This window comes from Lysinibacillus sp. NPDC095746 (genome assembly GCF_044763535.1).
In the GTDB taxonomy this organism is placed as follows: Bacteria; Bacillota; Bacilli; order Bacillales_A; family Planococcaceae; genus Lysinibacillus.
The window spans coordinates 12,704-36,647 of record NZ_JBIWGL010000011.1 but is presented as its reverse complement, the minus strand read 5'-3'; the positions used below and the strand labels follow the sequence as shown (position 1 = coordinate 36,647).

Annotated in this window: 23 protein-coding genes; all 23 read left to right on the top strand. The window is 38.6% G+C overall.

Going from position 1 to position 23,944, the window contains the following annotated elements; genetic code table 11:
- Positions 1–5: 5 nt before the first annotated feature.
- The 23 genes from ACIQ7N_RS10105 (at position 6) to ACIQ7N_RS09995 (ending at position 23,927) form a co-directional block, all read left to right on the top strand.
- A complete protein-coding gene (locus ACIQ7N_RS10105) occupies positions 6–1,289 on the top strand; it encodes a methyl-accepting chemotaxis protein (RefSeq protein WP_402931736.1) in 1,284 nt (427 codons plus the stop codon).
- Between the two features lie 497 nt (positions 1,290–1,786).
- Positions 1,787–2,224 carry a ribose 5-phosphate isomerase B gene (gene rpiB / locus ACIQ7N_RS10100; protein ID WP_132360346.1) on the top strand — a complete coding sequence of 146 codons (438 nt, stop codon included), beginning with the start codon at positions 1,787–1,789 and terminating at the stop codon, positions 2,222–2,224.
- A 111-nt stretch (positions 2,225–2,335) separates the two neighbouring features.
- Positions 2,336–2,878, top strand: coding sequence for a TIGR01440 family protein (locus ACIQ7N_RS10095; RefSeq protein ID WP_132360348.1), 543 nt, complete (start codon positions 2,336–2,338; stop codon positions 2,876–2,878).
- Between the two features lie 272 nt (positions 2,879–3,150).
- The gene (glyA, locus tag ACIQ7N_RS10090) at positions 3,151–4,392 is read left to right on the top strand and encodes a serine hydroxymethyltransferase (RefSeq protein ID WP_402931734.1); all 1,242 of its coding nucleotides are present in this window, start codon (positions 3,151–3,153) and stop codon (positions 4,390–4,392) included.
- Between the two features lie 562 nt (positions 4,393–4,954).
- Positions 4,955–7,105, top strand: coding sequence for an EAL domain-containing protein (locus ACIQ7N_RS10085; protein WP_402931732.1), 2,151 nt, complete (start codon positions 4,955–4,957; stop codon positions 7,103–7,105).
- Between the two features lie 125 nt (positions 7,106–7,230).
- The gene (gene upp / locus ACIQ7N_RS10080) at positions 7,231–7,860 is read left to right on the top strand and encodes a uracil phosphoribosyltransferase (protein ID WP_132360354.1); all 630 of its coding nucleotides are present in this window, start codon (positions 7,231–7,233) and stop codon (positions 7,858–7,860) included.
- 239 nt (positions 7,861–8,099) lie between these two features.
- Positions 8,100–9,221: a non-hydrolyzing UDP-N-acetylglucosamine 2-epimerase gene (wecB, locus tag ACIQ7N_RS10075; protein WP_132360356.1), complete on the top strand. Its 1,122-nt coding sequence runs from the start codon at positions 8,100–8,102 to the stop codon at positions 9,219–9,221.
- A 517-nt stretch (positions 9,222–9,738) separates the two neighbouring features.
- Positions 9,739–10,110 carry an ATP synthase subunit I gene (locus tag ACIQ7N_RS10070; protein WP_132360358.1) on the top strand — a complete coding sequence of 124 codons (372 nt, stop codon included), beginning with the start codon at positions 9,739–9,741 and terminating at the stop codon, positions 10,108–10,110.
- Between the two features lie 36 nt (positions 10,111–10,146).
- Positions 10,147–10,869 carry a F0F1 ATP synthase subunit A gene (atpB, locus tag ACIQ7N_RS10065; protein ID WP_248717825.1) on the top strand — a complete coding sequence of 241 codons (723 nt, stop codon included), beginning with the start codon at positions 10,147–10,149 and terminating at the stop codon, positions 10,867–10,869.
- A gap of 65 nt (positions 10,870–10,934) precedes the next feature.
- Positions 10,935–11,159 carry a F0F1 ATP synthase subunit C gene (atpE, locus tag ACIQ7N_RS10060; protein WP_132360362.1) on the top strand — a complete coding sequence of 75 codons (225 nt, stop codon included), beginning with the start codon at positions 10,935–10,937 and terminating at the stop codon, positions 11,157–11,159.
- A 173-nt stretch (positions 11,160–11,332) separates the two neighbouring features.
- Positions 11,333–11,854, top strand: coding sequence for a F0F1 ATP synthase subunit B (gene atpF, locus ACIQ7N_RS10055; RefSeq protein WP_248717826.1), 522 nt, complete (start codon positions 11,333–11,335; stop codon positions 11,852–11,854).
- Positions 11,851–12,387, top strand: coding sequence for a F0F1 ATP synthase subunit delta (locus ACIQ7N_RS10050; RefSeq protein ID WP_248717827.1), 537 nt, complete (start codon positions 11,851–11,853; stop codon positions 12,385–12,387). The genes atpF and ACIQ7N_RS10050 overlap by 4 nt, the downstream gene beginning before the upstream one ends.
- 28 nt (positions 12,388–12,415) lie before the next feature.
- Positions 12,416–13,924 (top strand): F0F1 ATP synthase subunit alpha, encoded by a 1,509-nt coding sequence (gene atpA / locus ACIQ7N_RS10045; protein WP_248717828.1) that lies wholly within the window; start codon positions 12,416–12,418, stop codon positions 13,922–13,924.
- A 47-nt stretch (positions 13,925–13,971) separates the two neighbouring features.
- Positions 13,972–14,829, top strand: a complete 858-nt coding sequence (gene atpG, locus ACIQ7N_RS10040) for an ATP synthase F1 subunit gamma (protein ID WP_068986226.1) — start codon at positions 13,972–13,974, stop codon at positions 14,827–14,829.
- Between the two features lie 48 nt (positions 14,830–14,877).
- Positions 14,878–16,293 (top strand): F0F1 ATP synthase subunit beta, encoded by a 1,416-nt coding sequence (gene atpD, locus ACIQ7N_RS10035; RefSeq protein WP_132360370.1) that lies wholly within the window; start codon positions 14,878–14,880, stop codon positions 16,291–16,293.
- A gap of 24 nt (positions 16,294–16,317) precedes the next feature.
- The gene (locus tag ACIQ7N_RS10030; protein ID WP_132360372.1) at positions 16,318–16,725 is read left to right on the top strand and encodes a F0F1 ATP synthase subunit epsilon; all 408 of its coding nucleotides are present in this window, start codon (positions 16,318–16,320) and stop codon (positions 16,723–16,725) included.
- 97 nt (positions 16,726–16,822) lie between these two features.
- On the top strand, positions 16,823–17,062 hold the full coding sequence (locus ACIQ7N_RS10025; RefSeq protein ID WP_132360374.1) for a DUF1146 family protein: 240 nt from the start codon (positions 16,823–16,825) through the stop codon (positions 17,060–17,062).
- A 572-nt stretch (positions 17,063–17,634) separates the two neighbouring features.
- Positions 17,635–18,948 carry a UDP-N-acetylglucosamine 1-carboxyvinyltransferase gene (murA, locus tag ACIQ7N_RS10020; RefSeq protein ID WP_248717830.1) on the top strand — a complete coding sequence of 438 codons (1,314 nt, stop codon included), beginning with the start codon at positions 17,635–17,637 and terminating at the stop codon, positions 18,946–18,948.
- A 485-nt stretch (positions 18,949–19,433) separates the two neighbouring features.
- Entirely contained in the window at positions 19,434–20,369 is a 936-nt protein-coding gene (spoIID, locus tag ACIQ7N_RS10015) for a stage II sporulation protein D (RefSeq protein ID WP_371873290.1), read from the top strand.
- A 37-nt stretch (positions 20,370–20,406) separates the two neighbouring features.
- Positions 20,407–21,072 carry a M23 family metallopeptidase gene (locus ACIQ7N_RS10010; protein ID WP_132360380.1) on the top strand — a complete coding sequence of 222 codons (666 nt, stop codon included), beginning with the start codon at positions 20,407–20,409 and terminating at the stop codon, positions 21,070–21,072.
- Positions 21,073–21,349: 277 nt separating this feature from the next.
- The gene (locus ACIQ7N_RS10005) at positions 21,350–21,610 is read left to right on the top strand and encodes a sporulation transcriptional regulator SpoIIID (RefSeq protein ID WP_049668034.1); all 261 of its coding nucleotides are present in this window, start codon (positions 21,350–21,352) and stop codon (positions 21,608–21,610) included.
- 466 nt (positions 21,611–22,076) lie between these two features.
- Positions 22,077–23,072 (top strand): rod shape-determining protein, encoded by a 996-nt coding sequence (gene mreB, locus ACIQ7N_RS10000; protein WP_132360382.1) that lies wholly within the window; start codon positions 22,077–22,079, stop codon positions 23,070–23,072.
- 21 nt (positions 23,073–23,093) lie between these two features.
- Positions 23,094–23,927, top strand: coding sequence for a flagellar hook-basal body protein (locus ACIQ7N_RS09995; protein WP_402931725.1), 834 nt, complete (start codon positions 23,094–23,096; stop codon positions 23,925–23,927).
- Positions 23,928–23,944: the final 17 nt, after the last annotated feature.

The following is a 23,944-nucleotide window of genomic DNA, read 5'->3' as shown; positions in this document are numbered from 1 at the left end:
TCTCTATGAAAAAACAGTTTGGCTTACGACTTAAACTAGTATTATTTGTCGGTATTCTTGCACTGATCACGTACAGTATTAGTTTTATATTTATCGAATATTTACAACCTACCTTCTTCCCAGAAATTGATCGTAAACTGTTTGAAATTTTTACTTATGTGTCGGGGATTGCATGGTCATGCATTTTGGCTGGAATTTTCAGTGTAATTTTAATTAAACCTTTACAGAAACTGGAAAATTCAGCTTCCCGTGTAGCAGAAGGGAGAATTGGCCAAGATGTAGAAATGCCGAAAACAAGTGATGAGATTCGTTCTGTTGCAGAGGCATTCCAACAAATGGTGTTGAATTTAAGAGGAATGGTAGAAAGTATAGATAATAACTTCCAGCAAACCAATCAATCCATTATCCAACTATCTGATGAAGCAGCTGTTGCAACAAAAAAAGCAGAGAATATTGCTTCTACAGTAAAGCATATTTCGACTGGTGCAGAGACATCTGCAACGGCAGTCCAAGATACAGCTGAAGCTATTGAAGATGTACGAGCTCTCGCGACAGAAGTTAATAGTAGAGCAGAGGCATCGGCAACGCAATCTAAAGAGATTTTACATAATTTAACGACAACAACAAAAGCGATCGAAACATTAGTGAATAGTATTCAGCAAATTGCGGCTGGCAATACGGAGGCATTAGAAAGCATTCGTCTATTAGAGGAAAATGCTGGGCAGGTAGAGCGCATTATTAGCTTAGTTGGCGATATTGCAGCACAAACAAATTTACTAGCTTTAAACGCTTCGATTGAAGCAGCGCGTGCTGGAGAACATGGGAAAGGTTTTGCCGTTGTAGCTGAAGAAGTTCGTAGTTTAGCGGATGAGAGTGCGAAAGCGGTACAGGGCATTACTTCCCTTATTCAATCTATGCAACAAAACGTTGAAATTGTTGTTAAACAAATGAATCAACAGGTGACATTTGCGACAAAAGAAGCTGCACGTGTATCAGAAACAACGACAGCAGTAGAAGGGATGTCTTCAAGTGTACACGAAATGGCGACAGCGATTGTAGAAATTTCTACACTTATTGAGCAGCAAATGCATAATATTGAAACAACTGCTCGTCAATCTCAAGAAGTTGCAGCTATTGCTCAAGAAACGTCAGCGGGTGCACAAGAAGTTCGCAGTGCAGCAGAAGAACAAGCATACGCAATTGAGCAAGTCGAAAAACTAGCAGAAGGTTTAAAGAAACAATCAGAAGAGCTGCATAAAATGATTCAACAATTTGATAGACAAGCATAAATGTGAAGAATTTAGACTGTAGATAAACTCGAATGAAGTTCGAGTTTGCTACAGTTTTTTTATGTTGTATGAAGAATAGTGGCAGATAGAAGAGGAAGAGTGAAGGATAGCCCGTAAAGTGACGGATGGTGCATCAAACTAAAAAAAGTTTCACATCTATTACGCCACGCTCGCATTTTGTATAGAATCCCTCTATAGTGTTAACTACTGGAAATACATAGAAAAAATATTGCTATAGCATGTCCACTGCAATTGTAAAGGTAAAAAAACTTTAGAAGATGGAATATTACAACAAAAGACCGTTATCCGAATTTATCAACATGATATTCACAATATCCACAGGGAAATGAGTTTAAAAGTGAATGTTTTAATGTTCAATTACAAGAAACGTTCGTCTTTTAGGAGAAATCAGCATAAAAATGCAAGAAAAATCATGTTATTCTTGAGATAGAAGTGGTACACTAGTGTTGACTATAATTTCGAAATGAGGGAACCCAGTGAGAATAGCAATTTCTTCTGATCACGGAGGCAATAACTTACGTCGTGAGATTATGCAGCTGTTAGATGAGCTACATATTAGCTACGAAGATTTTGGTCCACAATCTGCGGATTCAGTAGACTATCCTGATTATGCAAAACCAGTTACTGAAGGTGTTGCTAGCGGGGAATTTGATAAAGGTATTTTAATTTGTGGTACAGGCATTGGTATGTCCATTGCTGCAAATAAAATTAAGGGGATTCGTTGTGCTTTAGTGCATGATTTATTTAGCGCAAAAGCAACGCGTTGCCACAATGATTCCAACATTTTAGCAATGGGTGAGCGTGTTATTGGGCCAGGCCTTGCACGTGAAATCGCTAAAGTATGGCTTGAAACAGATTTTGAAGGTGGCCGTCATACGCGCCGCATTGAAAAAATCGCTGAGCTTGAGCAGTAAGAAAAGCAATTAAGTTTGTTAACATACGTCCTAAGCTAAAACGTGTTATCGTCATCAAAGGAATTTAGCTATGTGACATAAATATTTTAGAAATTAAAGGGGCTGAGTATAGTGGTTGTTCAACAAATACGAACACATTTGACTCAGTTACTCAGTGAATTTGAAGAGCAGGTAACCCTACGACCAAATACTATTTTTGTCGTAGGCTGCTCGACATCTGAAGTGATTGGTCAGAAAATTGGCACAGCAGGCGCGCTTGAAATTGGAGAGGCAATTTTTGAGCCGTTGCAGGCATTTGCAAAGAAACATCAACTACATCTAGCGTTCCAAGGATGCGAGCATATTAATCGTGCTATTACAATGGAAGCAACAACAGCAGAACAATTTGGTTATGAACCAGTAACAGTTGTACCAGTTCGTACAGCAGGTGGCTCGATGTCTGCATATGCGTTTACGCAATTTACAAATCCCGTTGTTGTGGAAGCTGTGCAAGCAAGTGCAGGTATTGACATTGGTCAAACACTCATAGGTATGCATTTAAAGGCAGTAGCTGTTCCAGTTCGTACTTCTGTGCGAATGGTAGGAGAAGCGGTTGTGACAATTGCAACAACACGTCCAAAGCTAATTGGCGGAGAGCGTGCAGTATATAAATAAAATTACCTCTGAAATCAGATCATCACCAAAAGTTTTGGATGGCATTTGTTAAAACGTATACTATGTAAATAAGTTGATTGGAGTGGAGGCTGGGCGACTCCTCGGGGGTCAGCGTCACAGATGAGACCCTGGAGCGAGCAACGCGAGTGAAGCGGCTCATCGGACGCCCCCAGGAAAGCGCCCAGCCGGAACGGAAATCAACCACACGTTTTGGTGAAGATCCTTGAGATCAGTATACAAATTACGATTATACTTAGGAGGCTTTTTCAAACATGGCATACGAAAAATTAGCAGTACAAGACAAAGCAGTATTAGACGGAATTCTTGCGGAAAAAAAACGTCAACAAGCAAATATTGAGTTAATCGCATCAGAAAACTTTGTATCTGAAGCAGTAATGGAAGCACAAGGTTCTGTTCTAACAAATAAATATGCTGAAGGTTATCCAGGTAAACGCTACTATGGCGGCTGTGAACACGTAGATGTTGTGGAAGATATTGCACGTGATCGTGTGAAAGAAATCTTTGGAGCAGAGTATGCAAACGTACAACCACACTCTGGTGCTCAAGCAAACATGGCTGTATACCACACGATTTTAGAACCGGGTGATACTGTACTTGGGATGAATCTTTCTCATGGCGGTCACTTAACACATGGATCTCCTGTAAACTTCTCAGGTATTCTATATAACTTCGTTGAATATGGCGTAACAAAAGATACTCAAGTAATCGATTATGAAGATGTACGCCAAAAAGCGTTAGAACATAAGCCAAAACTAATTGTTGCAGGTGCATCTGCATACCCACGAGAAATCGATTTTGCTAAATTCCGTGAAATCGCTGATGAAGTAGGAGCATATTTCATGGTGGATATGGCGCATATCGCTGGTCTTGTAGCTGCTGGTGAGCACCAATCACCAGTGCCATACGCTGATTTTGTAACATCTACAACACATAAAACATTACGTGGTCCACGTGGTGGTTTAATCCTTGCTTCGAAAGAATGGGAACAAAAGCTTAACAAATCTGTATTCCCGGGTATCCAAGGTGGACCATTAATGCACGTAATCGCAGCAAAAGCTGTAGCATTCGGTGAAGCATTACAGCCAGAATTCAAAGAGTATGCAAAACAAATTAAAGCGAATGCAAAAGCTTTAGCAGAAGTATTAATGGCAGAAGGTGTTGAAATTGTATCTGGTGGTACAGATAACCACTTGTTACTTCTTAATGTGAAATCTCTTGGTCTAACAGGAAAAGTAGCAGAGCACGCACTTGATGAAGTAGGCATTACAACAAATAAAAATACAATTCCTTACGATACAGAATCTCCATTCGTAACTTCTGGTATCCGTATTGGTACACCTGCAGTAACATCTCGTGGCTTCAATGAAGAAGACATGAAAGAAGTAGGGGCTATTATTGCTACGGTTCTTAAAAATCCGGAAGATGAAGCAGTAAAAGCTGAAGCAAAAGCTCGCGTAAAAGCATTAACTGATAAACATCCATTATACGTTTAATTTAAAGGCACCGGACGTAGTTGTGCCGAGGCATAATCGATTAGATAAAGCTATGGTTAAAGTGATAAATGCACTTTAACCATAGCTTTTTTTTGCAATTGTCTATAGAGAAGGATGGGCGATTTCTTGAGGATTAGCGTCACGGATGAGTCATAGAGCGGGGGTGATATGAGAGTTCCTCGTGTCCACTTCTTATTGTGGCTGTCGCTTGCTTACGCACAGACAAACCCTCTTGTTGCTGTCGCTTTGCTTTCGCACAGACAAAACCTCTTGTTGCTGTCGCTTCGCTTCCGCACAGAAATCTGTTATTTAAAGAGGAATGGAATCGACGAAACGCTATTTTTCGTTAATTTGGAAATAAAATACTCTAATTTTTGAATTTATTTACATAAACTTAGTAGGAAAGGATATATTATATAATAGAGATAGACAAATAATGTCCTGAACCATGTTCATAAAAGTGACAATTTATTGAATGTTTATATACAATGTAAGAGAGATGTAACTTCTTTCAGCGATTATGTCGACGTATATTGATGGAGAAAAAGGGAGGAGGGGCTGAATGGTTACTAATACAATGATCATAGATCATGAAATGCTATTAAATACAATTCGTAGATTAGGTGATAATTCTAAAGAAAGTTACGTTATTTTTGATGCAACAAATAACAACTGCATATTAGAATGTAATGATTCTTTTTGTACACTTACAAATACTGTTCGTTCGCAAATAATAAATATCGATTATTTTTCATTGATGTCAAACGTAGAACAGACAACTATTGAAATGATTAAAAATAAAATACATAGCGGAGCCATAGTACAAGAAAAGTTGCACCATAGTTGCTTCGATAAAACTCCTTTTTGGGCAGAGATACAAGCACTCCCATTTCAAAATAATAAAAATGAAACATTATTTGTGCTAGTAGTTGTGAAGGAAGTTACTTACTATCAGACCGAAGAATTTTTAATGCGCCTAGAGAAAACGATGTACGAAGCGATTGAAAAGGATTATTCCTTCGATAAAAAGATGAGCATTATTTGCAGTAGTCTAGATCAATTTTTCATGCCGAAAATATCAAGTATGGTACTTGTTAAAGAGGCAGATCAATTACGAATTTTTAAAGGGAACGACAAACTAAAAGATTTGCCAGAGCGTTGCGATAACAAACAATTTTTTAAGAGAGTTATGCAAGAGGAGACAGCTATTCTAGTTAAGAGCTTGGATGAAATTGATATTCCAATAGAACATAAAATGTTTGCTAATTCATCTGACATGCCATTTGCTTTGTTTATGCCAATATACAATCAACAACATCAAGCAATTGGATTGTTCGCAATATTTTTAAGGCAACATGCTAGTACTGAGCAAAAGACTTTTGAAAGTATGCTCCGAAAAATCGGTGCTCTTGTTGCATTGGCATACGCATATGCAAAAACACAAAAAAAGATATGGGACCTAGCCTATATCGATATCACAACAGGGCTGCCTAATCGACATGGTTTTTTAAATAAGGTAGAAAAAGAATACAGTCAAAACGGTAATATTAAAATCTTAAAGCCAAGCGAATTCCATCAAATTGTCGAGTTATATGGTCGTGAAGCGGGAGATGAACTTTTAAGACAAATTGCTAAACGTCTAAATGAAGAGAAGTATGATCTAAACGAATATATTGCTAGATTTACAAGCTCTAGTTTAATCATTACAAATGCGACATCAGATGAAGACTTTTTCTATTATAAAAGACGAATAAAAGAGATTATTCGTCAGCCTTTTATTGTGGGTGGAAAGCAGATTTATATTACACTGAAGACTGGTATTGCTTTTTATAACCATGATATAAAAATTGCTGATGCGATTCGCTTTGCAGATAATGCTGTATCCTTTGCGGCCAATAAACCAGGTACTCATATGGAAATTTTCACACAAGAAAGAAATGATGTGCTTGAGCAGCAAATGACTGTCTTAAACCATTTGGCACAAGCAATAAAAAATAAAGAAATCTCGGTGAATTTACAGCCAAAGGTTGATTTACAGACAGGTGAAATTCAAAGTATTGAAGCGCTTGCCCGCTGGATTTCTCCAAAACTCGGTTTCGTGTCTCCCGCAATTTTTATTCCAGTGGCTGAAAGTGCAGGAAAGGTACGCGAAATCGATATTCAAATATTAGAGATAGCACTTTCTTGGCTAGCAGAGCGCAAACGATTAGGGAAAAAGTTAGTGAAGGTAGCAGTTAATATTTCGCCTAATCATTTTTATTATGAAAATTTTGTACAGGATACACTGGAGCTCGTTCGGAAATACGATATTGAACCGAGATATATCATTTTAGAAGTAACAGAAAATATTGGATTAGTTGATTTTCAGACTGCATTTTCTATTATCCAGGATTTAAAGGAGTACGGCTTTAAAACTTCGGTGGATGATTTTGGAACAGGTTTTTCATCCCTAAGTTATTTACAAAGACTGCCGTTTACTGAATTAAAAATAGATCGAAGCTTTATAAATGATATTAAAGATGCTGCGACACTTGCTATTGTCCGCTCCATTATTCAATTAGCATTAAACTTAGGAATGACTTCCGTCGCAGAAGGCATTGAAAATAAAGAGCAGGTTGAGATTTTACGTGCACTCGGCTGTACAGTAGGACAAGGTTATTTCTATTATAAGCCAATGACGATAGAACAGTTAAATGCAATACTCGATAAATAATCGCTATTATATGTAGCAAACATTCTTGAAAAGGAGTTGTCCCAAATTTATTTTTGAGACGACTCATTTTTTCTGTTATACTAGGTGAGATAAAAATGAATCCGAACTGTTAGGAGAGAATCCCTTTGAGCAAAGTATACGTATTTGATCATCCACTAATCCAACATAAGTTAACTTATATTCGTGATAAGAATACAGGAACAAAAGAATTTCGTGAGCTTGTAGACGAAGTTGCAACATTAATGGCATTCGAAATTACACGTGATATGCCAGTAGAGGAAATTGAAATTGAGACACCTGTAACAGTGGCTAAAACAAAAGTACTTTCTGGTAAGAAAATTGCGATTGTACCGATTTTACGTGCAGGTATTGGCATGGTAGATGGTGTATTAAATTTAATTCCAGCGGCTAAAGTTGGTCATATCGGTCTTTATCGTGATCCAGAAACATTAAAACCTGTAGAATACTATGCAAAACTTCCAGCAGATGTAGAAGAACGTGATTTCATCATTGTAGACCCAATGCTTGCAACGGGTGGATCAGCAGTGGAAGCGATCAACTCACTGAAAAAACGTGGTGCGAAGAGCATTAAATTTATGTGCTTAATCGCTGCGCCAGAGGGTGTAAAAGAAATTCAAGAACATCATCCAGATGTAGATATTTATATTGCTGCACTTGATGAAAAACTAAATGACCATGGCTACATTGTCCCTGGTTTAGGTGATGCAGGCGACCGCTTATTCGGTACGAAATAATACTGAACAGTTTTCAACGGTAATAACAAGGTTCACCTTACGTTATGATGAAAAACCAATGAAAAATAGATTTAGTATGTAATTTTTAGGAAACTTATAACTTTTGGGAGCGTCCTTCAATATTGAAGGACGTTTCATAGTATGTTAGGCGAATTACTTCTCTTGAAGTTCGACACTTGCTTCATATGATGAGGTAAGCACTTTTCATACAAATAAAACAAAGGACGGTGCAAATCGTTTTGACGAAAAAATGGAAAGTAATGACGATTTTCGGTACGAGACCAGAGGCTATTAAAATGGCTCCACTTGTATTGGAATTACAAAAGTATCCTGAGCAAATAGAATCGGTTGTGACAGTAACAGCACAACATCGCCAAATGCTCGATCAAGTTTTAGAAACATTTAAAATTACACCAGACTACGATTTAAATATTATGAAGGATCGTCAAACATTAATTGACGTGACGACTAATGCATTACAGGGCTTAGACAAAGTCATGAAAGAAGCAAAACCGGATATTGTTTTAGTGCATGGTGATACAGCAACAACTTTCATTGCAAGTTTAGCTGCATTTTATAACCAAATTGCAATCGGACATGTGGAAGCAGGTCTTCGAACTTGGAATAAGTATTCACCATACCCAGAGGAGATGAACCGCCAGTTAACAGGTGTTATGGCTGACCTTCATTTCGCACCAACGGAAGTATCTAAGAAAAACCTTTTAGATGAAAATAAAAACCCAGAAACTATTTTTGTTACTGGTAACACTGCTATCGACGCATTAGCGACAACAGTAAATGAACATTACACACACCCTGTGTTAGAAAAAATAGGGTCAGATCGTATGATTCTATTAACAGCACATCGTCGTGAAAATCTAGGAGAGCCTATGCGTCATATGTTTAGAGCGATTACTAGAATTTTAGCAGAGCATGAGGATGTACAAGTTGTTTACCCAGTTCATATGAACCCAGCTGTAAGAGAAATAGCTAATGAAATTTTAGGAGATCATCAGCGTGTGCATTTAATTGAACCTCTTGAAGTCTTCGATTTCCATAACTTTGCGGCTAATTCTTATATGATTTTAACTGATTCTGGAGGCGTCCAAGAAGAAGCTCCTTCATTAGGTAAACCAGTTTTAGTACTAAGAGATACAACAGAGCGCCCAGAAGGTATTGCTGCAGGAACTCTAAAACTAGCAGGCACGGAAGAAGAAACAATCTACTCTCTAGCTAAGCAATTAATAGAAGATAAAAATGCCTATGAAGCAATGGCAAAAGCTTCAAATCCTTATGGTGATGGACATGCTTCTGAACGTATTGTGAAGGCGCTTCTGGAATTTTTACAAAAAAGCAAGTAATATCCCTTTTTGAAATCAAAAAATGAGTCAAATGTACTAATTGTGATAGGTGAGCTAATTTGCGAGCATAATTATGTCGTAGATTAGCTTTTTTTTGCACAAACGTGAACATTGATTTTGAAGCTATGAATTTTCATACACAAATTTGTCAACAATTTGACAAGAGTATAGTGGCTGTGAAGTTTTTCTCCTTTACTAATTGACTTCAAATATCTCCTATTGTATGCTTACAAAGGGTAATAATGATAAGGGTTTCAAATCGCAAATAGAGGTTGAAACACTTGTTACATCAAGTTTCTACTAAATTGACAGTTCAAACCAAAAACTGTCGATTTGCAACGTTTTGTGCGTTTCGGGGTGTAAGATATTTTTGGGATTTACACCTGTAATTTCAAAATGACGCTCTCCCGTTACTATTCCGCTGTGAGTAGTGTTTTTCACTGCTCTTTTCTGATTTCACATAGTGGTCAGCAAACGTTTCTTTACTCGAAAAATTGATTCAGGAGATTATAAACCAATGCTAGATTTGCATCACATTTTTGCTGTGCAGAAGAGAGCGTTATTTTTTTTGCTCGCACTCTGTGCATTAGGCTGGGGATTTACACCCTATCAGACGGTTTTTGCGGGCATCGCAATCGGTGCATTCTTTGGTACGTATAATTTTTGGATTTTAGTTCGCCGTATGGAGAAGTTTGATCAATCCATTAGTGAAGGGAAGAAAGTAGGCTCACTTGGTACAGCGCTTCGCTTTGCATCAGGTGTAGCGGCAGTCGCTTTAGCCATTTCGTTGCCAAACTATTTTCACTTAATTAGCACGGTTATAGGGCTAATGATTCCGTACGTTTTTCTCTTTGTCGAGAGAATAGTGTCACATGTAAGGAACCGCTAATGTGCTTTAAATTAGAAAGAGAGGTGAAAAATAACAATGAATCATGAAGCTCCATTAAAAGTAGTTGATTTTGGTTTGTTCAAACTAACGTTCAACCTTTCAACTGTAATGATGTTACTAGTTGCGGCCGTAATCGTTTTCTTAATCGCTTTTATTTCAACTAGAAGCCTAAAGTTAAAGCCTACAGGTATGCAAAACTTTATGGAATGGATTATGGATTTCGTAAAAAACATCATCAAAAGCAACATGGACTGGAAAACTGGTGGGCGATTCCACGTATTAGGTATTACACTAATTATGTTTATCGCCGTATCTAACTTATTAGGTCTTCCGTTCTCTATCGCTTATAACGGCGAACTTTGGTGGAAATCTCCTACAGCTGACCCAACTGTTACAATGACGCTTGCAGCAATGATTTTAGCCTTAACACATTTCTATGGTATTAAAATGAAGGGGACAGGCCATTATGTTGGTACATTCTTCAAACCAATGTCATTCATGTTCCCGCTAAAAATCGTTGAAGAGTTTGCGAACACTTTAACATTAGGTCTTCGTCTTTACGGTAACATTTATGCAGGTGAGATTTTACTTGGCTTAATCGCAAGTTTAGCTATTACGGGTCCAATGGGATTCATTGGAGCAATTGTTCCAATGATGGCATGGCAAGGTTTCTCTATTTTCATCGGCTTTATCCAAGCCTTTATCTTCACAATGTTAACAATGGTTTACATGGCTCATAAAGTGAGCGATGACCATTAATATAAAGCATACACCTTATGCTTGAACCCAAAAAAAACAAACAATTCCAAGGAGGAAATTTTCAAATGACAGGTTCATTAGGTTTATTAGCAGCAGCAATCGCAATCGGTTTAGGTGCACTTGGTGCAGGTATCGGTAACGGTCTTATCGTTTCAAAAACAGTAGAAGGTATCGCTCGTCAACCAGAAGCTCGTGGCGTTCTTCAAACTACAATGTTCATCGGGGTTGCATTAGTTGAAGCCCTACCAATCATCGCAGTAGTAATCGCATTCATCGTAATGAACAAATAATTCAGTTGTACACTGAATTCTAGTGGCGAAGCAGGAATCTCCAGATGAAACTTCGCCCTTCATTTTGGAACTGATAAAAGCTATGTGTAAATATAGCTTTTTAAAATAGGTAGTTTTTCTAGTAATTAAATTATTATGTTGAAGTTAAAGCTCTTGAAGGGAGTGAAACAATCGTGTTTTTAGATAATCTTGTACTAGGCAATGCTAGTCCTGGTTTTAATGGTGGTGATATCGCCGCAACATTAGTTATCTTCTTATTACTAATGCTATTACTTAAAAAGTTCGCTTGGGGTCCACTTATGGGCATCATGCAACAACGTGAAGAATTAGTAGCTAGTGAAATCGAAGCAGCTGAAAAAGCGCGCAAAGATTCGCATCAATATTTAGAAGAACAAAAGAGCCTTCTTAAAGAAGCTCGTACGGAAGCACAATCGATTGTTGAAGGCGCTAAGAAGCAAGGCGAAATGCAAAAAGAAGAAATTCTTACTGCAGCTCGCAATGAAGCAAACCGCTTAAAAGAATCGGCTTTACGTGAAATTGAGTCTGAAAAAGAAAAAGCTATTGCGGCTGTACGTGATGAAGTCGTTTCTTTATCTGTACTTGCAGCATCTAAAGTCCTTAGCAAAGAGATTTCTGAGGCAGACAACCGTGCTCTAATTGAAGAGACGATTGCGAAGGCAGGGGAAGCTCGATGAGTAATTCAACTGTAGCAAAACGTTACGCTCAAGCGCTTTTTGAATTAGCGCAACAAAAAAACATTCTTACTGAAGTTGGAGCAGACTTAAATGAGCTAACAAAGGTAGTCAAAGAATCTCCTGATTTTTTAACACTTTTAAATGCTCCTAAGTTCTCTATCGAACGTAAGAAACAAATGGTAGCAGAAATCTTTGCAGGTGCAACAACAGAGGTTGTACACACAGTTCAACTACTTGTTGAGAAAAAACGTGTAAACGAACTGAAGCTTATTGCGAACGCATATGCTGAGCTTGCTGCACAGGCACAAGGTACTGCAGATGCAACAGTATTCTCTACTCGTGAACTTTCGGCTGAAGAAAGTACTAATATTTCAACAGCATTTGCGAAACTTGTAGGGAAACAATCATTAAACATTACAAACGAAATTGATCCATCACTTCTTGGTGGTATTCGTGTTCAAATCGGTAATCATATTTATGATAGCTCAGTAGCGAATAAGCTAGAGCGCCTAAAACGTGAATTAATCGGTTAATAATTTAGAAATGTGAGAGGTGACATACATGGGCATCAAGGCTGAAGAAATCAGCAGTCTGATTAAACAACAGATTGAGAATTATGAATCTGAACTTAAAGTAAGCGAAGTTGGTACAGTTATCCGTATTGGTGACGGTATCGCTCTTGCTCATGGCCTCGACAACGCCATGGCTGGAGAACTTCTAGAGTTCTCTAATGGTGTTATGGGTATGGCTCAAAACCTAGAAGAAGGTAACGTTGGTATCGTAATCTTAGGTCCATACGCTGACATCAAAGAAGGCGATGAAGTTCGTCGTACAGGTCGTATCATGGAAGTACCAGTTGGTGAAGAACTAATTGGCCGTGTTGTAAATCCACTTGGTCAACCAGTGGATGGACAAGGTCCAATCAACACAACAAAAACTCGTCCAATCGAAAGTCCAGCTTTCGGTGTAATGGCTCGTAAATCAGTACACGAACCACTACAAACTGGTATCAAAGCGATTGACGCTTTAGTACCAATCGGTCGTGGTCAACGTGAGTTAATCATCGGTGACCGTCAAACTGGTAAAACATCAGTAGCAATCGATGCAATTCTTAACCAAAATGACCAAAACATGATCTGTATCTATGTTGCAATTGGTCAAAAAGAGTCTACTGTACGTGGTGTAGTAGAAACTCTTCGTAAAAATGGCGCTTTAGATTACACAATCGTTGTGACAGCTTCTGCTTCTCAACCAGCTCCATTATTATTCTTAGCACCATTTGCTGGTGTATCTATGGCAGAGGAATTCATGTTACAAGGTAAACACGTTTTAATCGTGTATGATGATCTTACTAAACAAGCATCAGCTTACCGTGAACTTTCACTTCTTCTTCGCCGTCCTCCAGGTCGTGAAGCTTACCCTGGTGACGTTTTCTACTTACACAGCCGCTTATTAGAACGCGCTGCGAAGTTAAACGAAACATACCAAAATGGTTCTATTACAGCTCTTCCATTCGTAGAGACACAAGCTGGGGATATCTCTGCATACATCCCAACTAACGTAATCTCAATCACTGATGGACAAATTTTCTTACAATCTGACTTATTCAACTCTGGTGTACGTCCAGCGATTAACGCCGGTCTTTCTGTATCACGTGTAGGTGGATCTGCTCAAATTAAAGCGATGAAAAAAGTTGCGGGTACACTACGTCTTGACTTAGCTGCATTCCGTGAGCTTGAATCATTCGCTCAATTCGGTTCAGATTTAGATAAAGTAACTCTTGCAAAACTTGAACGTGGTAAACGTACGGTTGAAGTTCTTAAACAAGACCTTAACAAACCACTAAAAGTTGAAAAACAAGTTGCTATCCTTTATGCATTAACTAAAGGTCACTTAGATGATATTCCAGTACAAGATATCGTTCGCTTCGAACGTGAATTCTTAAGCTGGTTAGATACAAACCACACAAACGTTTTAGATCATGTTCGTACTACAAAAGAGCTTGCTCCTGATGCGGATTACGTAGCTGCTTTAACTGAGTTCAAAAAAACTTTCGCTAAATCAGAATAAGTTCGAGCTAGTCACTTGATTAAAAAACAAAAGGTGGTGAAATACCAGTGGTAAACTTACGCGAAATTAAAGGTCGTATTACTTCTACAAAGAGTACGAAACAAATTACGAAAGCGATGCAGATGGTTTCTTCTTCAAAGTTACGTCGTGCAGAGCAAAACGCTAAAGCGTACGTTCCTTACATGGAAAAAATCCAGGACGTAGTAGGCGCAATCGCTTCAGGAACAAAAGACAGCGGACATCCAATGTTAACTGCTCGTCCTGTTAAGAAAACAGCTTACTTAGTCATTGGTTCTGACCGTGGTCTTGCAGGTGCTTACAACTCAAGTATCCTACGTCAAGTACAACGTACAATTGACGAGCGTCATAAATCAAAAGACGAATACGTTATTTTAGCGGTAGGTCGTGTTGTTCGTGACTACTTTGTAAAACGTGATCATAATGTCATCAGCGATGTTGTCGGTCTTCCGGACCAACCATCATTTGCTGATATTAAAGAAATCGCTCGTAAAGCTGTTGGTATGTTCACTGATGGTACGTATGATGAACTTTATATGTACTACAATCACTTTGTCAGCGCAATCGCTAGCGAAGTGACAGAGAAAAAACTTCTTCCATTAACGGATCTTGCACCTGCTAGCAGTAATGCTTCTTACGAATTTGAGCCATCTGGTGAAGCAATTCTTGAAGTGTTACTTCCACAATACGCGGAAAGCTTAGTTTACGGCGCATTATTAGATGGAAAAGCAAGTGAACATGCTTCTCGTATGACGGCTATGAAAAATGCAACTGATAACGCTTCTGATCTTATTTCAGACCTTTCATTGCAATATAACCGTGCGCGTCAAGCGGCGATTACACAAGAAATTACAGAAATCGTTGGTGGAGCTGCAGCCTTAGAATAGGCCAGCTTCCCAATGTCGTATAAGAATACGATAGGAGGGTACACAGTAATGAATAAAGGACATGTTATTCAAGTAATGGGTCCAGTTGTTGACGTAAAATTTGACAATGGCCAATTACCAGCAATCTATAACTCATTAACAGTTAAGATTGAACGTCCTAATGAAGAACCAACAATTCTTGCATTAGAAGTTGCTCTTCATTTAGGTGATGATTCTGTTCGTACAATTGCAATGTCATCTACTGATGGCTTACAACGTGGAGCAGAAGTAACAGACTCAGGAAAAGCTATCTCAGTACCAGTTGGTGAAGTTACGCTAGGTCGTGTATTCAACGTACTTGGAGAAGTAATCGATTTAGGTGAAGAGATTCCAGCAGACGCACGTCGTGATTCAATTCACCGTGAAGCACCATCTTTCGAGCACCTTTCAACTACAGTTGAAATTCTTGAAACAGGTATCAAAGTAGTAGACTTACTAGCACCATATATTAAAGGTGGTAAAATCGGTCTATTCGGTGGTGCCGGTGTAGGTAAAACTGTATTAATCCAAGAATTAATCAACAACATCGCACAAGAACACTCAGGTATCTCTGTATTCGCTGGTGTAGGTGAGCGTACTCGTGAAGGGAACGACTTATTCTTCGAGATGAGCGATTCAGGCGTTATCAAGCAAACAGCGATGGTATTCGGTCAAATGAACGAGCCACCTGGTGCACGTATGCGTGTAGCATTAACTGGTCTTACAATGGCGGAATACTTCCGTGATGAACAAGGTCAAGACGTACTTTTATTCATCGACAATATCTTCCGTTTCACACAAGCAGGTTCTGAGGTTTCTGCCCTATTAGGTCGTATGCCTTCTGCGGTAGGTTACCAACCAACTCTTGCAACTGAAATGGGTAAATTACAAGAACGTATCACATCTACTAACAAAGGTTCTGTAACTTCTATTCAAGCGATCTATGTACCAGCCGATGACTATACTGACCCGGCTCCAGCTACAACTTTCGCCCACTTAGATGCAACTACTAACCTTGAGCGTAAATTATCAGAAATGGGTATCTACCCTGCGGTTGACCCATTAGCTTCGACTTCTCGTGCTTTATCGCCAGAAATCGTAGGCGCTGAGCACTACGAAATCGCTACTGGTGTACAACGTACAATCCAACGTTACCGTGAATTACAAGATATCATTGCTATCTTAGGTATGGATGAATTATCTGACGAAGATAAACAAACAGTAGAACGTGCTCGTCGTATTCAATTCTTCTTATCTCAAAACTTCCACGTTGCGGAACAATTTACTGGTCAAAAAGGTTCTTATGTACCTGTTAAAGAAACTGTTCGCTCATTCAAGGAAATCCTTGATGGCAAATGGGATCACCTGCCAGAAGATGCTTTCCGTCTAGTTGGATCTATTGATGAAGTAGTTGAAAAAGCGAAAAGCATGGGCGTAGAGGTTTAATACTAGGGACGAGGAGGAAAAAATATGAAGACAGTTCTAGTCAATATTGTCACTCCCGACGGCCCAGTATACGATTCTGAAGTATCAATGGTAATCGCTAAAACAACTTCAGGTGAAATCGGTGTTCTTGCAGGCCATATTCCTATGGTTGCTCCACTTGCAATTGGTGCAGTGAAGCTTAAAAAAGAAGACGGTTCAACTGAACTTGTTGCTGTAAGCGGTGGTTTCATTGAAGTTCGCCCTGAAAAAATCTCAATTTTAGCGCCGTCTGCTGAAATTGCTGAAAGCATTGATGTTAAACGTGCTAAAGAAGCCGTTAAACGTGCTGAAGGTCGTCTTCAAAGTAAACAAGATAACATTGATTTCAAACGTGCTGACCTAGCATTAAAACGTGCGTTGAATCGTATCAACGTTCATGAGGGTAATATCTAATTCAAATTTTAACGGGCAGATTCAACATCTGTCCGTTTTTTAACATTGTGCTACCGTTTGAGAGTAATGCTAAAGGAATTAATTTGGAGGAACCAACATGGAAATATATGAGGCAATAGGACAGGAAGCTTTAATAGGGATTTTATCGCATATATTTTTTATCGCCATAACTTTTTATGCGCTACAAGCGTTTATGCTAGAAAAAATCTTTAAGAAGAATAAAGTTTTTCAAATCCAATTAATTTATATTTTATTGAGTATTGCGATAGGATCAGCCGTTTCTAATTTCTTTCTGCAAATTTCAAACTGGTCAGGGAAGCTGCCATATTTATTTTAATAGCCCCTTATTACTATCTATACGTTAGTAATTAAATCTACATGTTTCACAGGGCTTTATAATATAATTTATGTGGTCCTTTGAAATATGTAAAAATTAGTTGATTTTTTTCAGCAAATGTTTTCGTAGCGAAAGTAAAACGCCAGCTACAAATGTTTTATGTACCGAAAGCAGTCGTAGCGACAGGTACAGATGTTTTTTGTTCCGAAAGCGTAGCGACAGGTACAGAATTCTCCCATCACTCAAGGTGAGGAGATGAATTCGGACGCAATTATTCTTCGAAATTATTGATATAAATCCATTAGATTTGGTTTTTGTTCACAAATACTTGGGTAGATATTAGAAATTAACGCTTTTCTTCCGTGTTATTGGTCATTCACAAAAAAAAAAATCATGCGTACAATAAATAAATAGCAAAATATCAATAAATGACGTAAAATAGTGATTTGGAAGCTTGAACGAGCTTAAGAAAAGTTGTACTATAGAGTTGTTTGTTTACTGATTATGACATTATACTTCTTTTTAAAAGAAAATTTTGATAGATTAATAGATTGAATTCGGAGGGACATAGGGTGGAAAAAATAATAGTGACTGGCGGCCAAAAGCTACAGGGAAAAGTGCGCGTAGAGGGCGCAAAAAATGCGGTGTTACCAATCCTAGCAGCGGCTTTACTTGCTTCTAAAGGAGAAAATGTAATTAAAGAAGTCCCTAACTTAGCAGATGTCTTTACTATAAATGAAGTACTTAAAAGTCTAAATGCGGCAGTTACATATATACCTGAGGATAATACAGTATATATAGATACAACAAAAGAACTTTCTAGTGAAGCCCAATTTGAATTTGTTAGTAAAATGCGTGCATCAATTTTAGTGATGGGTTCCTTACTTGCTCGAAACGGTTATGCTCGTGTAGCTTTACCAGGGGGCTGTGCAATCGGTTCACGTCCAATTGAGTTACATTTAAAGGGCTTTGAGGCTATGGGAGCAAAAATTTCATTTGGTCATGGATATGTAGAGGCGAAGGCGGATGGCCGTTTAAAAGGCGCAAATGTGTATTTGGACTTCCCTAGCGTTGGGGCAACTGAAAATATTATGACAGCTGCAGCCTTAGCGCAAGGAACAACTGTAATTGAAAATGCTGCAAAAGAACCTGAAATTGTTGATCTTGCAAACTTCATTAATAGTATGGGTGGTCGTGTCATCGGTGCAGGTACGAATACGATTCGTATCGAAGGAGTCGATACATTATATGGAACAGAACATCATATTATTCCTGACCGTATTGAAGCTGGCACATTTATGGTTGCAGCAGCAATTACAAAAGGTGATGTAACGATTGAAAATGCTGTTCCTGAACATATGACAGCATTAATTGCAAAGATGCGTGAAATGGGTGTAGAAATAACTGAGCTTGATGAAGGAATACGTGTACGTGCTCCTAAAACATTAAAAGCTGTTGATATTAAAACTATGCCACATCCAGGCTTCCCGACAGATATGCAATCTCAAATGATGGCCTTAATGTTAACTGCTGAAGGTACGAGTATTATTACGGAAACGGTATTTGAAAATCGTTTTATGCATGTTGAGGAGTTCCGTCGCATGAATGCCGGTGCTAAAATAGAAGGACGTTCTGTGTTTATCGAAGGGCCTGTAAATCTTCAGGGTGCTGAAGTAATGGCGACTGATTTACGAGCTGCGGCTGCACTAATTTTAGCAGGTCTTGTATCTGAAGGTGTGACTAGAGTGACAAAGCTTCATCATTTAGATCGCGGTTATGTCGATTTCCATGGCAAGCTGGCTGCACTTGGCGCACAAATTGAACGTGTACCAGTTGAGGAAGTTATCGTTAAAGAGAAAGCAACAGTTGAATTACCAACAAAATAAATCAATTTATAACCCCTTTTGCTTACGAGCAGAGGGTTTTTTCTTTTTAGTTTAATCAGCTGGGGAGAGTGTTATAATTGGTTATCCTCATAACGTGAGGTTGATTTCCATTCCTAGGGGCGTCCGATGAGCCGCTTTTGTTGCTGCCGCTACGTTAACGCACAGAAAAACATCCGCTGCGCTGCAGGGTCTCGGGCCAACACGATGTTGGTCACGAAGGCGTTATCACAGGATGTAATGCTTTTAGCCTTCGTTCCTCTATTGCTAATTCCCAAGGAGCCGCTCAGCCTCCACTCCAATCAACTAATAGCATGGCATACGTTTTAAAAACATAATAAATAGGAATAACATCCTCTTATATGATGGAAATACGTTTCTTTTCAGCATCCTTTATACATACGGCCCTCAGTCTGTTTACCATCCTATATTGAAGTTCCCTTCACCAACGGTCACATATTTTGAAGAATTCTAGCATATTATTCCTTATGAAAAAATGGATAATGAGTATAGGCATAATTTGTTTGATTGGAGCATTATATATGCTTCCTGTGGCATTTGGTGAGAGACTTAAGGTTAAGGATTCGCCTGCAACAACAGAGCAAGCTTGTGAAATATTCATAGAAGTGGAGGGACAACAGGAGAAAATCCCTTTAGAAACTTACGTAACTGGTGTGGTAGCTGCAGAAATGCCTGTTTCATTTAACAAAGAAGCTTTAAAGGCACAAGCTATTGCAGCACGGACTTACGCGTTGAAATCGACAAATTACGGTAAAATAGCTATCGCTCCTACTGTTGCTAGACAAGTTTTTTACAATAAGGAGCAAAGAAAAGAGAATTGGACTAGCAATTTCCCGGGGAATGAAAAGAAAATTGTCGAGGCTATTAATGAAACGAAAGGACAAGTTCTTCTATATAATAATGAATTAATTACGGCAATGTTTCATTCTACGAGCAATGGAAAAACAGAAAGCGCCTACGATTTTAGTGGTAATGATGTCCCTTATTTACAAAGTGTTAAGAGTAAATCTGATTTATCATCCCCAAAGTTTTCAGCGATGAAAGAATGGACATTAGCTGAATGGAATGCACTGTGGCCTGTGAAATGGCAGGTAAGTGACTTCAACCGTGTACAGTTATTTGTAAATGAGTCAGGACGTGTTGAGCGCATGCAGTTAGGTAAGAATGTGTGGTCAGGACGAGAAGTGCGAACACTTTTAGAAATACCATCAACGGATTTTAAAATTGCCTATAATTCTGCAGCTGGAAAAGTGCAAGTAAGCACGAAAGGATACGGGCATGGGGTAGGAATGAGTCAATATGGAGCAGAGGCTATGGCAAGCGATGGGAAAACTGCTGACGAAATTTTACACTATTATTATCAAGATATTGAAATAAAAAAGATAGATGCATGTTTAAAATAACTTCTAGTTGTTCACACTGCCACTAGAGGTGATGAAAATGAGAGAGGATAAAAATAGTAAAACTTCTCAAAATCAAGATGAAAAAGTTCAATTACAGAAGAAACCATGGTTTTGGCCAGCAGTTTACGCTGGTGGTGCTCTAATGCTAGCAGGTTTGCTACTTGGTTACAATAGTCTTGTATCCAAAGTAGAAGAAGCTCCGTCACCAAACGTAGCTGAAGTAGATTCAGGTCCTGTAGTTGAAACAAATGCAAAAACAGAAACAATGAAGTACCCGTTCAAGGAAGCGAATCTTAGTAAGATGCAAGTTTCACAAGAGTTTTATGAAGTAGAAGCTAATGCAGAGTCGCGTGAAAAAGCACTAATGGTATTTAATCAAACATTTACGACATCTTCCGGTATTACTCTTGCTATGAATGGTGAAGAATTTGAAGTACTTGCTGCTCTAAGTGGTAAAGTAAAACAAGTAAAACTTGATGCATTTACAGGCAATAAAATTGTTATTGAGCATGCAGATGGTAAGGAAACACATTATAGCTCTGTAAAAGACATTGCTGTGAAGGAAGGCGATGAGGTAACACAAGGTCAATTACTTGGAAAAGCGACTGACAATGAGTGGAACCAAACAGCTGGCGTTAACTTGCATTTTGAAGTACTAGAAAACGGAAAATATGTGAATCCGAAAAAATTACTAGCCTTTTAATTGAAGTCTCTCACCTTTATAGGTGGGAGGCTTCTGCTAGTTTAAGTCATTTTTCAGCGGTAGCATAATTGATGATAGGAAAATTCGTAGATTTTAACTATAGTAAATGATAATTTTACATTGAAAGAAATGAATACTAAAAAATGCATAAAAAATCGGTATTTTATCGTGAAAATGTAAAACGTGTTCTGAATAGCTTTGTCCTCACATAAGGTGAAGAAATGCGCAGACGTGCATCTGATGCCATTTGTGAAATTGTGTGGAAAGGACGAAGAACGTGCACGAGCACATTCGGAAGCGCTGCATACGCCTCGGTGAATTATTGATTGAGACGCGTGAAACTGTGCGTGTCCTTGCGAAAATGACAGGTTATTCAAAAAGTACGGTGCACAAAGATTTAACAGAGCGACTGCCAACAATTCATGAAGGATTAGCTGAGCAAGTAAAGGAAATACTCGCCTACCATAAGGCCGTACGTCATATTCGTGGAGGAGAGGCAACGAAAAACAAGTGGAAGGAAAGAACGAGTCAAGATTGATTCGTTCTTTTTTTGATGCAAAAGACAAGCTTCCTTACAAAATCGACTCAGCAAATTGGGATAAACATTGTGGAAAGCGCTGTGTAACGAAGCGACAGCAACAATGTTTTACCTGTGCGAAAGCATAGTGTAACGAAGCGACAGCAACAAATGTTTTAACTGTGCGAAAGCGAGTGTAACGAAGCGACAGCAATAAATGTTTTAACTGTGCGAAAGCGAGTGTAACGAAGCGTCAGCAACAACATAGCGCCCAGTCGGAACGGAAAACAATCGCATGATTGGCGATGCGTCAAAAAAGTGTTGAAACGATTTCTTCTTTTCAAGAAGTGTTCATATAATTGAAAGAATGCAGTTCGGTTAACTAAAATTAGGTGTAATTACCAGTCGGATATGATAAAATATTCTAGATAAACAGATAAAAATGAACGTTATGTAGTTGGAAATGGCGGGAAGGAGAAATTATAAAATGTTTTCGAAAGATATAGGCATTGACTTAGGAACTGCGAACGTATTAATTCACGTTAAAGGCAAAGGAATCGTCTTAAATGAACCATCAGTTGTGGCGATTGATAAAAAAACAAATAAAGTGTTAGCGGTGGGAGAAGAGGCTCGCCAAATGGTAGGGCGTACACCGGGTAATATTACGGCAATTCGTCCACTACGAGATGGTGTCATTGCAGATTTTGATGTTACAGAAGCGATGCTAAAACATTTCATCAACAAATTAAACGTCAAAGGATTTTTAGCTAAGCCACGTATTTTAATTTGCTGTCCAACAAACATTACTAGTGTTGAACAAAAAGCGATTCGTGAAGCTGCAGAAAAATCAGGTGGAAAAAAAGTATACCTAGAAGAAGAGCCAAAAGTTGCAGCTATTGGAGCAGGTATGGACATATTCCAACCTAGCGGCAATATGGTAGTTGATATTGGCGGTGGGACTACTGATATTGCAGTCCTATCAATGGGTGATATTGTAACGAGTGAATCCATTAAAGTGGCAGGAGATATTTTTGATAATGATATTTTACAATATATTAAAAAAGAATATAAATTGCTAATAGGTGAACGTACTGCAGAAGCTATAAAAATTACAATTGGTACAGTCTTTAAAGGTAGTCGAAATGATTCGATGGACATTCGTGGTCGAGATATGGTGACAGGTCTACCACGTACAATAACGATTCACTCAGAGGAGATTGAACGTGCATTACATGAATCGGTTGCGATGATTGTTCAATCTGCAAAAAATGTATTAGAAAAAACACCACCAGAGCTATCAGCAGATATAATTGATCGTGGGGTTATTATTACTGGCGGTGGTGCATTATTACATGGTATGGACCAGCTATTAATCGAAGAGCTAAAAGTACCTGTGTTCATTGCAGATCAACCTATGGATTGTGTAGCAATTGGTACAGGCATTATGCTTGAAAACATTGATCGAGTGCCCGCATCCTTATAAAAATTTAATGAGGTGATTCCTTTGTTTAAAGGGTTTTATACAGTTGCAACTGGTATGATTGCACAACAAAGACGAACAGAATTACTTACCAACAATTTATCAAATGCAAATACACCTGGATTTAAAGCAGACCAATCAACAATCCGCTCATTTCCTGACATGCTCATGTCAAGTGTAGGAAAAACGAATGCACCTGCTAACCAGCAAGCAGGCTCTCAATATATGAGCCAAGTTGGCGCATTAAATACAGGGATTTATATGCAAGAAACATTACCAAATTACATACAAGGCCAAATCTATAGCACTGATTTCACGACAGATATGGCTTTGATCGATGGAAACTTACCGCAAAATGAAGACGGCACTTCTGGATCTATTTTCTTCCGTTTAGCACATCCAGATAGGGGCGAAGCATATACACGCAACGGGAATTTTACATTAGATGGCCAAGGTTATTTAGTAAATCCACAGGGACTGTATGTGCTATCAGACATAGGTCAACGCATCCAGCTACCGAATGATGATTTTCGTCTAGATGAGAACGGGGCAATTTATGTTAATAATCAGCAAGTAGCTCGTGTTGGAGTATCATTTTCAGCGAATCCGAACATGCTACGTAAGCAGGATAATGGTTTAATTCGAACAGAAAATGGTGAAAACTTACCGACAGCTTACGGTGCCAATGGCGTAGCATTTACACTGCGTCAAAATTTTCTAGAGGGCTCAAACGTAGACTCTAGTCGTACAATGACTGATTTAATGACAGCATATCGCGCTTTCGAAGCTAACCAAAAAGTGTTACAGGCTTACGATCGGAGTATGGAAAAGGCTGCAAATGAAATCGGGAAAGTATAATAGGCAAACTGGAGGCG

Coding starts and splice junctions, on each gene's coding strand:
- ACIQ7N_RS10105 (WP_402931736.1), top strand. CDS start 6: ATGAAAAAACAGTTTGGCTTACGACTTAAACTAGTATTATTTGTCGGT.
- glyA (WP_402931734.1), top strand. CDS start 3,151: ATGGCATACGAAAAATTAGCAGTACAAGACAAAGCAGTATTAGACGGA.
- ACIQ7N_RS10085 (WP_402931732.1), top strand. CDS start 4,955: ATGGTTACTAATACAATGATCATAGATCATGAAATGCTATTAAATACA.
- ACIQ7N_RS10070 (WP_132360358.1), top strand. CDS start 9,739: ATGCTAGATTTGCATCACATTTTTGCTGTGCAGAAGAGAGCGTTATTT.
- atpB (WP_248717825.1), top strand. CDS start 10,147: ATGAATCATGAAGCTCCATTAAAAGTAGTTGATTTTGGTTTGTTCAAA.
- atpE (WP_132360362.1), top strand. CDS start 10,935: ATGACAGGTTCATTAGGTTTATTAGCAGCAGCAATCGCAATCGGTTTA.
- ACIQ7N_RS10050 (WP_248717827.1), top strand. CDS start 11,851: ATGAGTAATTCAACTGTAGCAAAACGTTACGCTCAAGCGCTTTTTGAA.
- atpA (WP_248717828.1), top strand. CDS start 12,416: ATGGGCATCAAGGCTGAAGAAATCAGCAGTCTGATTAAACAACAGATT.
- atpD (WP_132360370.1), top strand. CDS start 14,878: ATGAATAAAGGACATGTTATTCAAGTAATGGGTCCAGTTGTTGACGTA.
- ACIQ7N_RS10030 (WP_132360372.1), top strand. CDS start 16,318: ATGAAGACAGTTCTAGTCAATATTGTCACTCCCGACGGCCCAGTATAC.
- ACIQ7N_RS10025 (WP_132360374.1), top strand. CDS start 16,823: ATGGAAATATATGAGGCAATAGGACAGGAAGCTTTAATAGGGATTTTA.
- spoIID (WP_371873290.1), top strand. CDS start 19,434: ATGAAAAAATGGATAATGAGTATAGGCATAATTTGTTTGATTGGAGCA.
- ACIQ7N_RS10010 (WP_132360380.1), top strand. CDS start 20,407: ATGAGAGAGGATAAAAATAGTAAAACTTCTCAAAATCAAGATGAAAAA.
- mreB (WP_132360382.1), top strand. CDS start 22,077: ATGTTTTCGAAAGATATAGGCATTGACTTAGGAACTGCGAACGTATTA.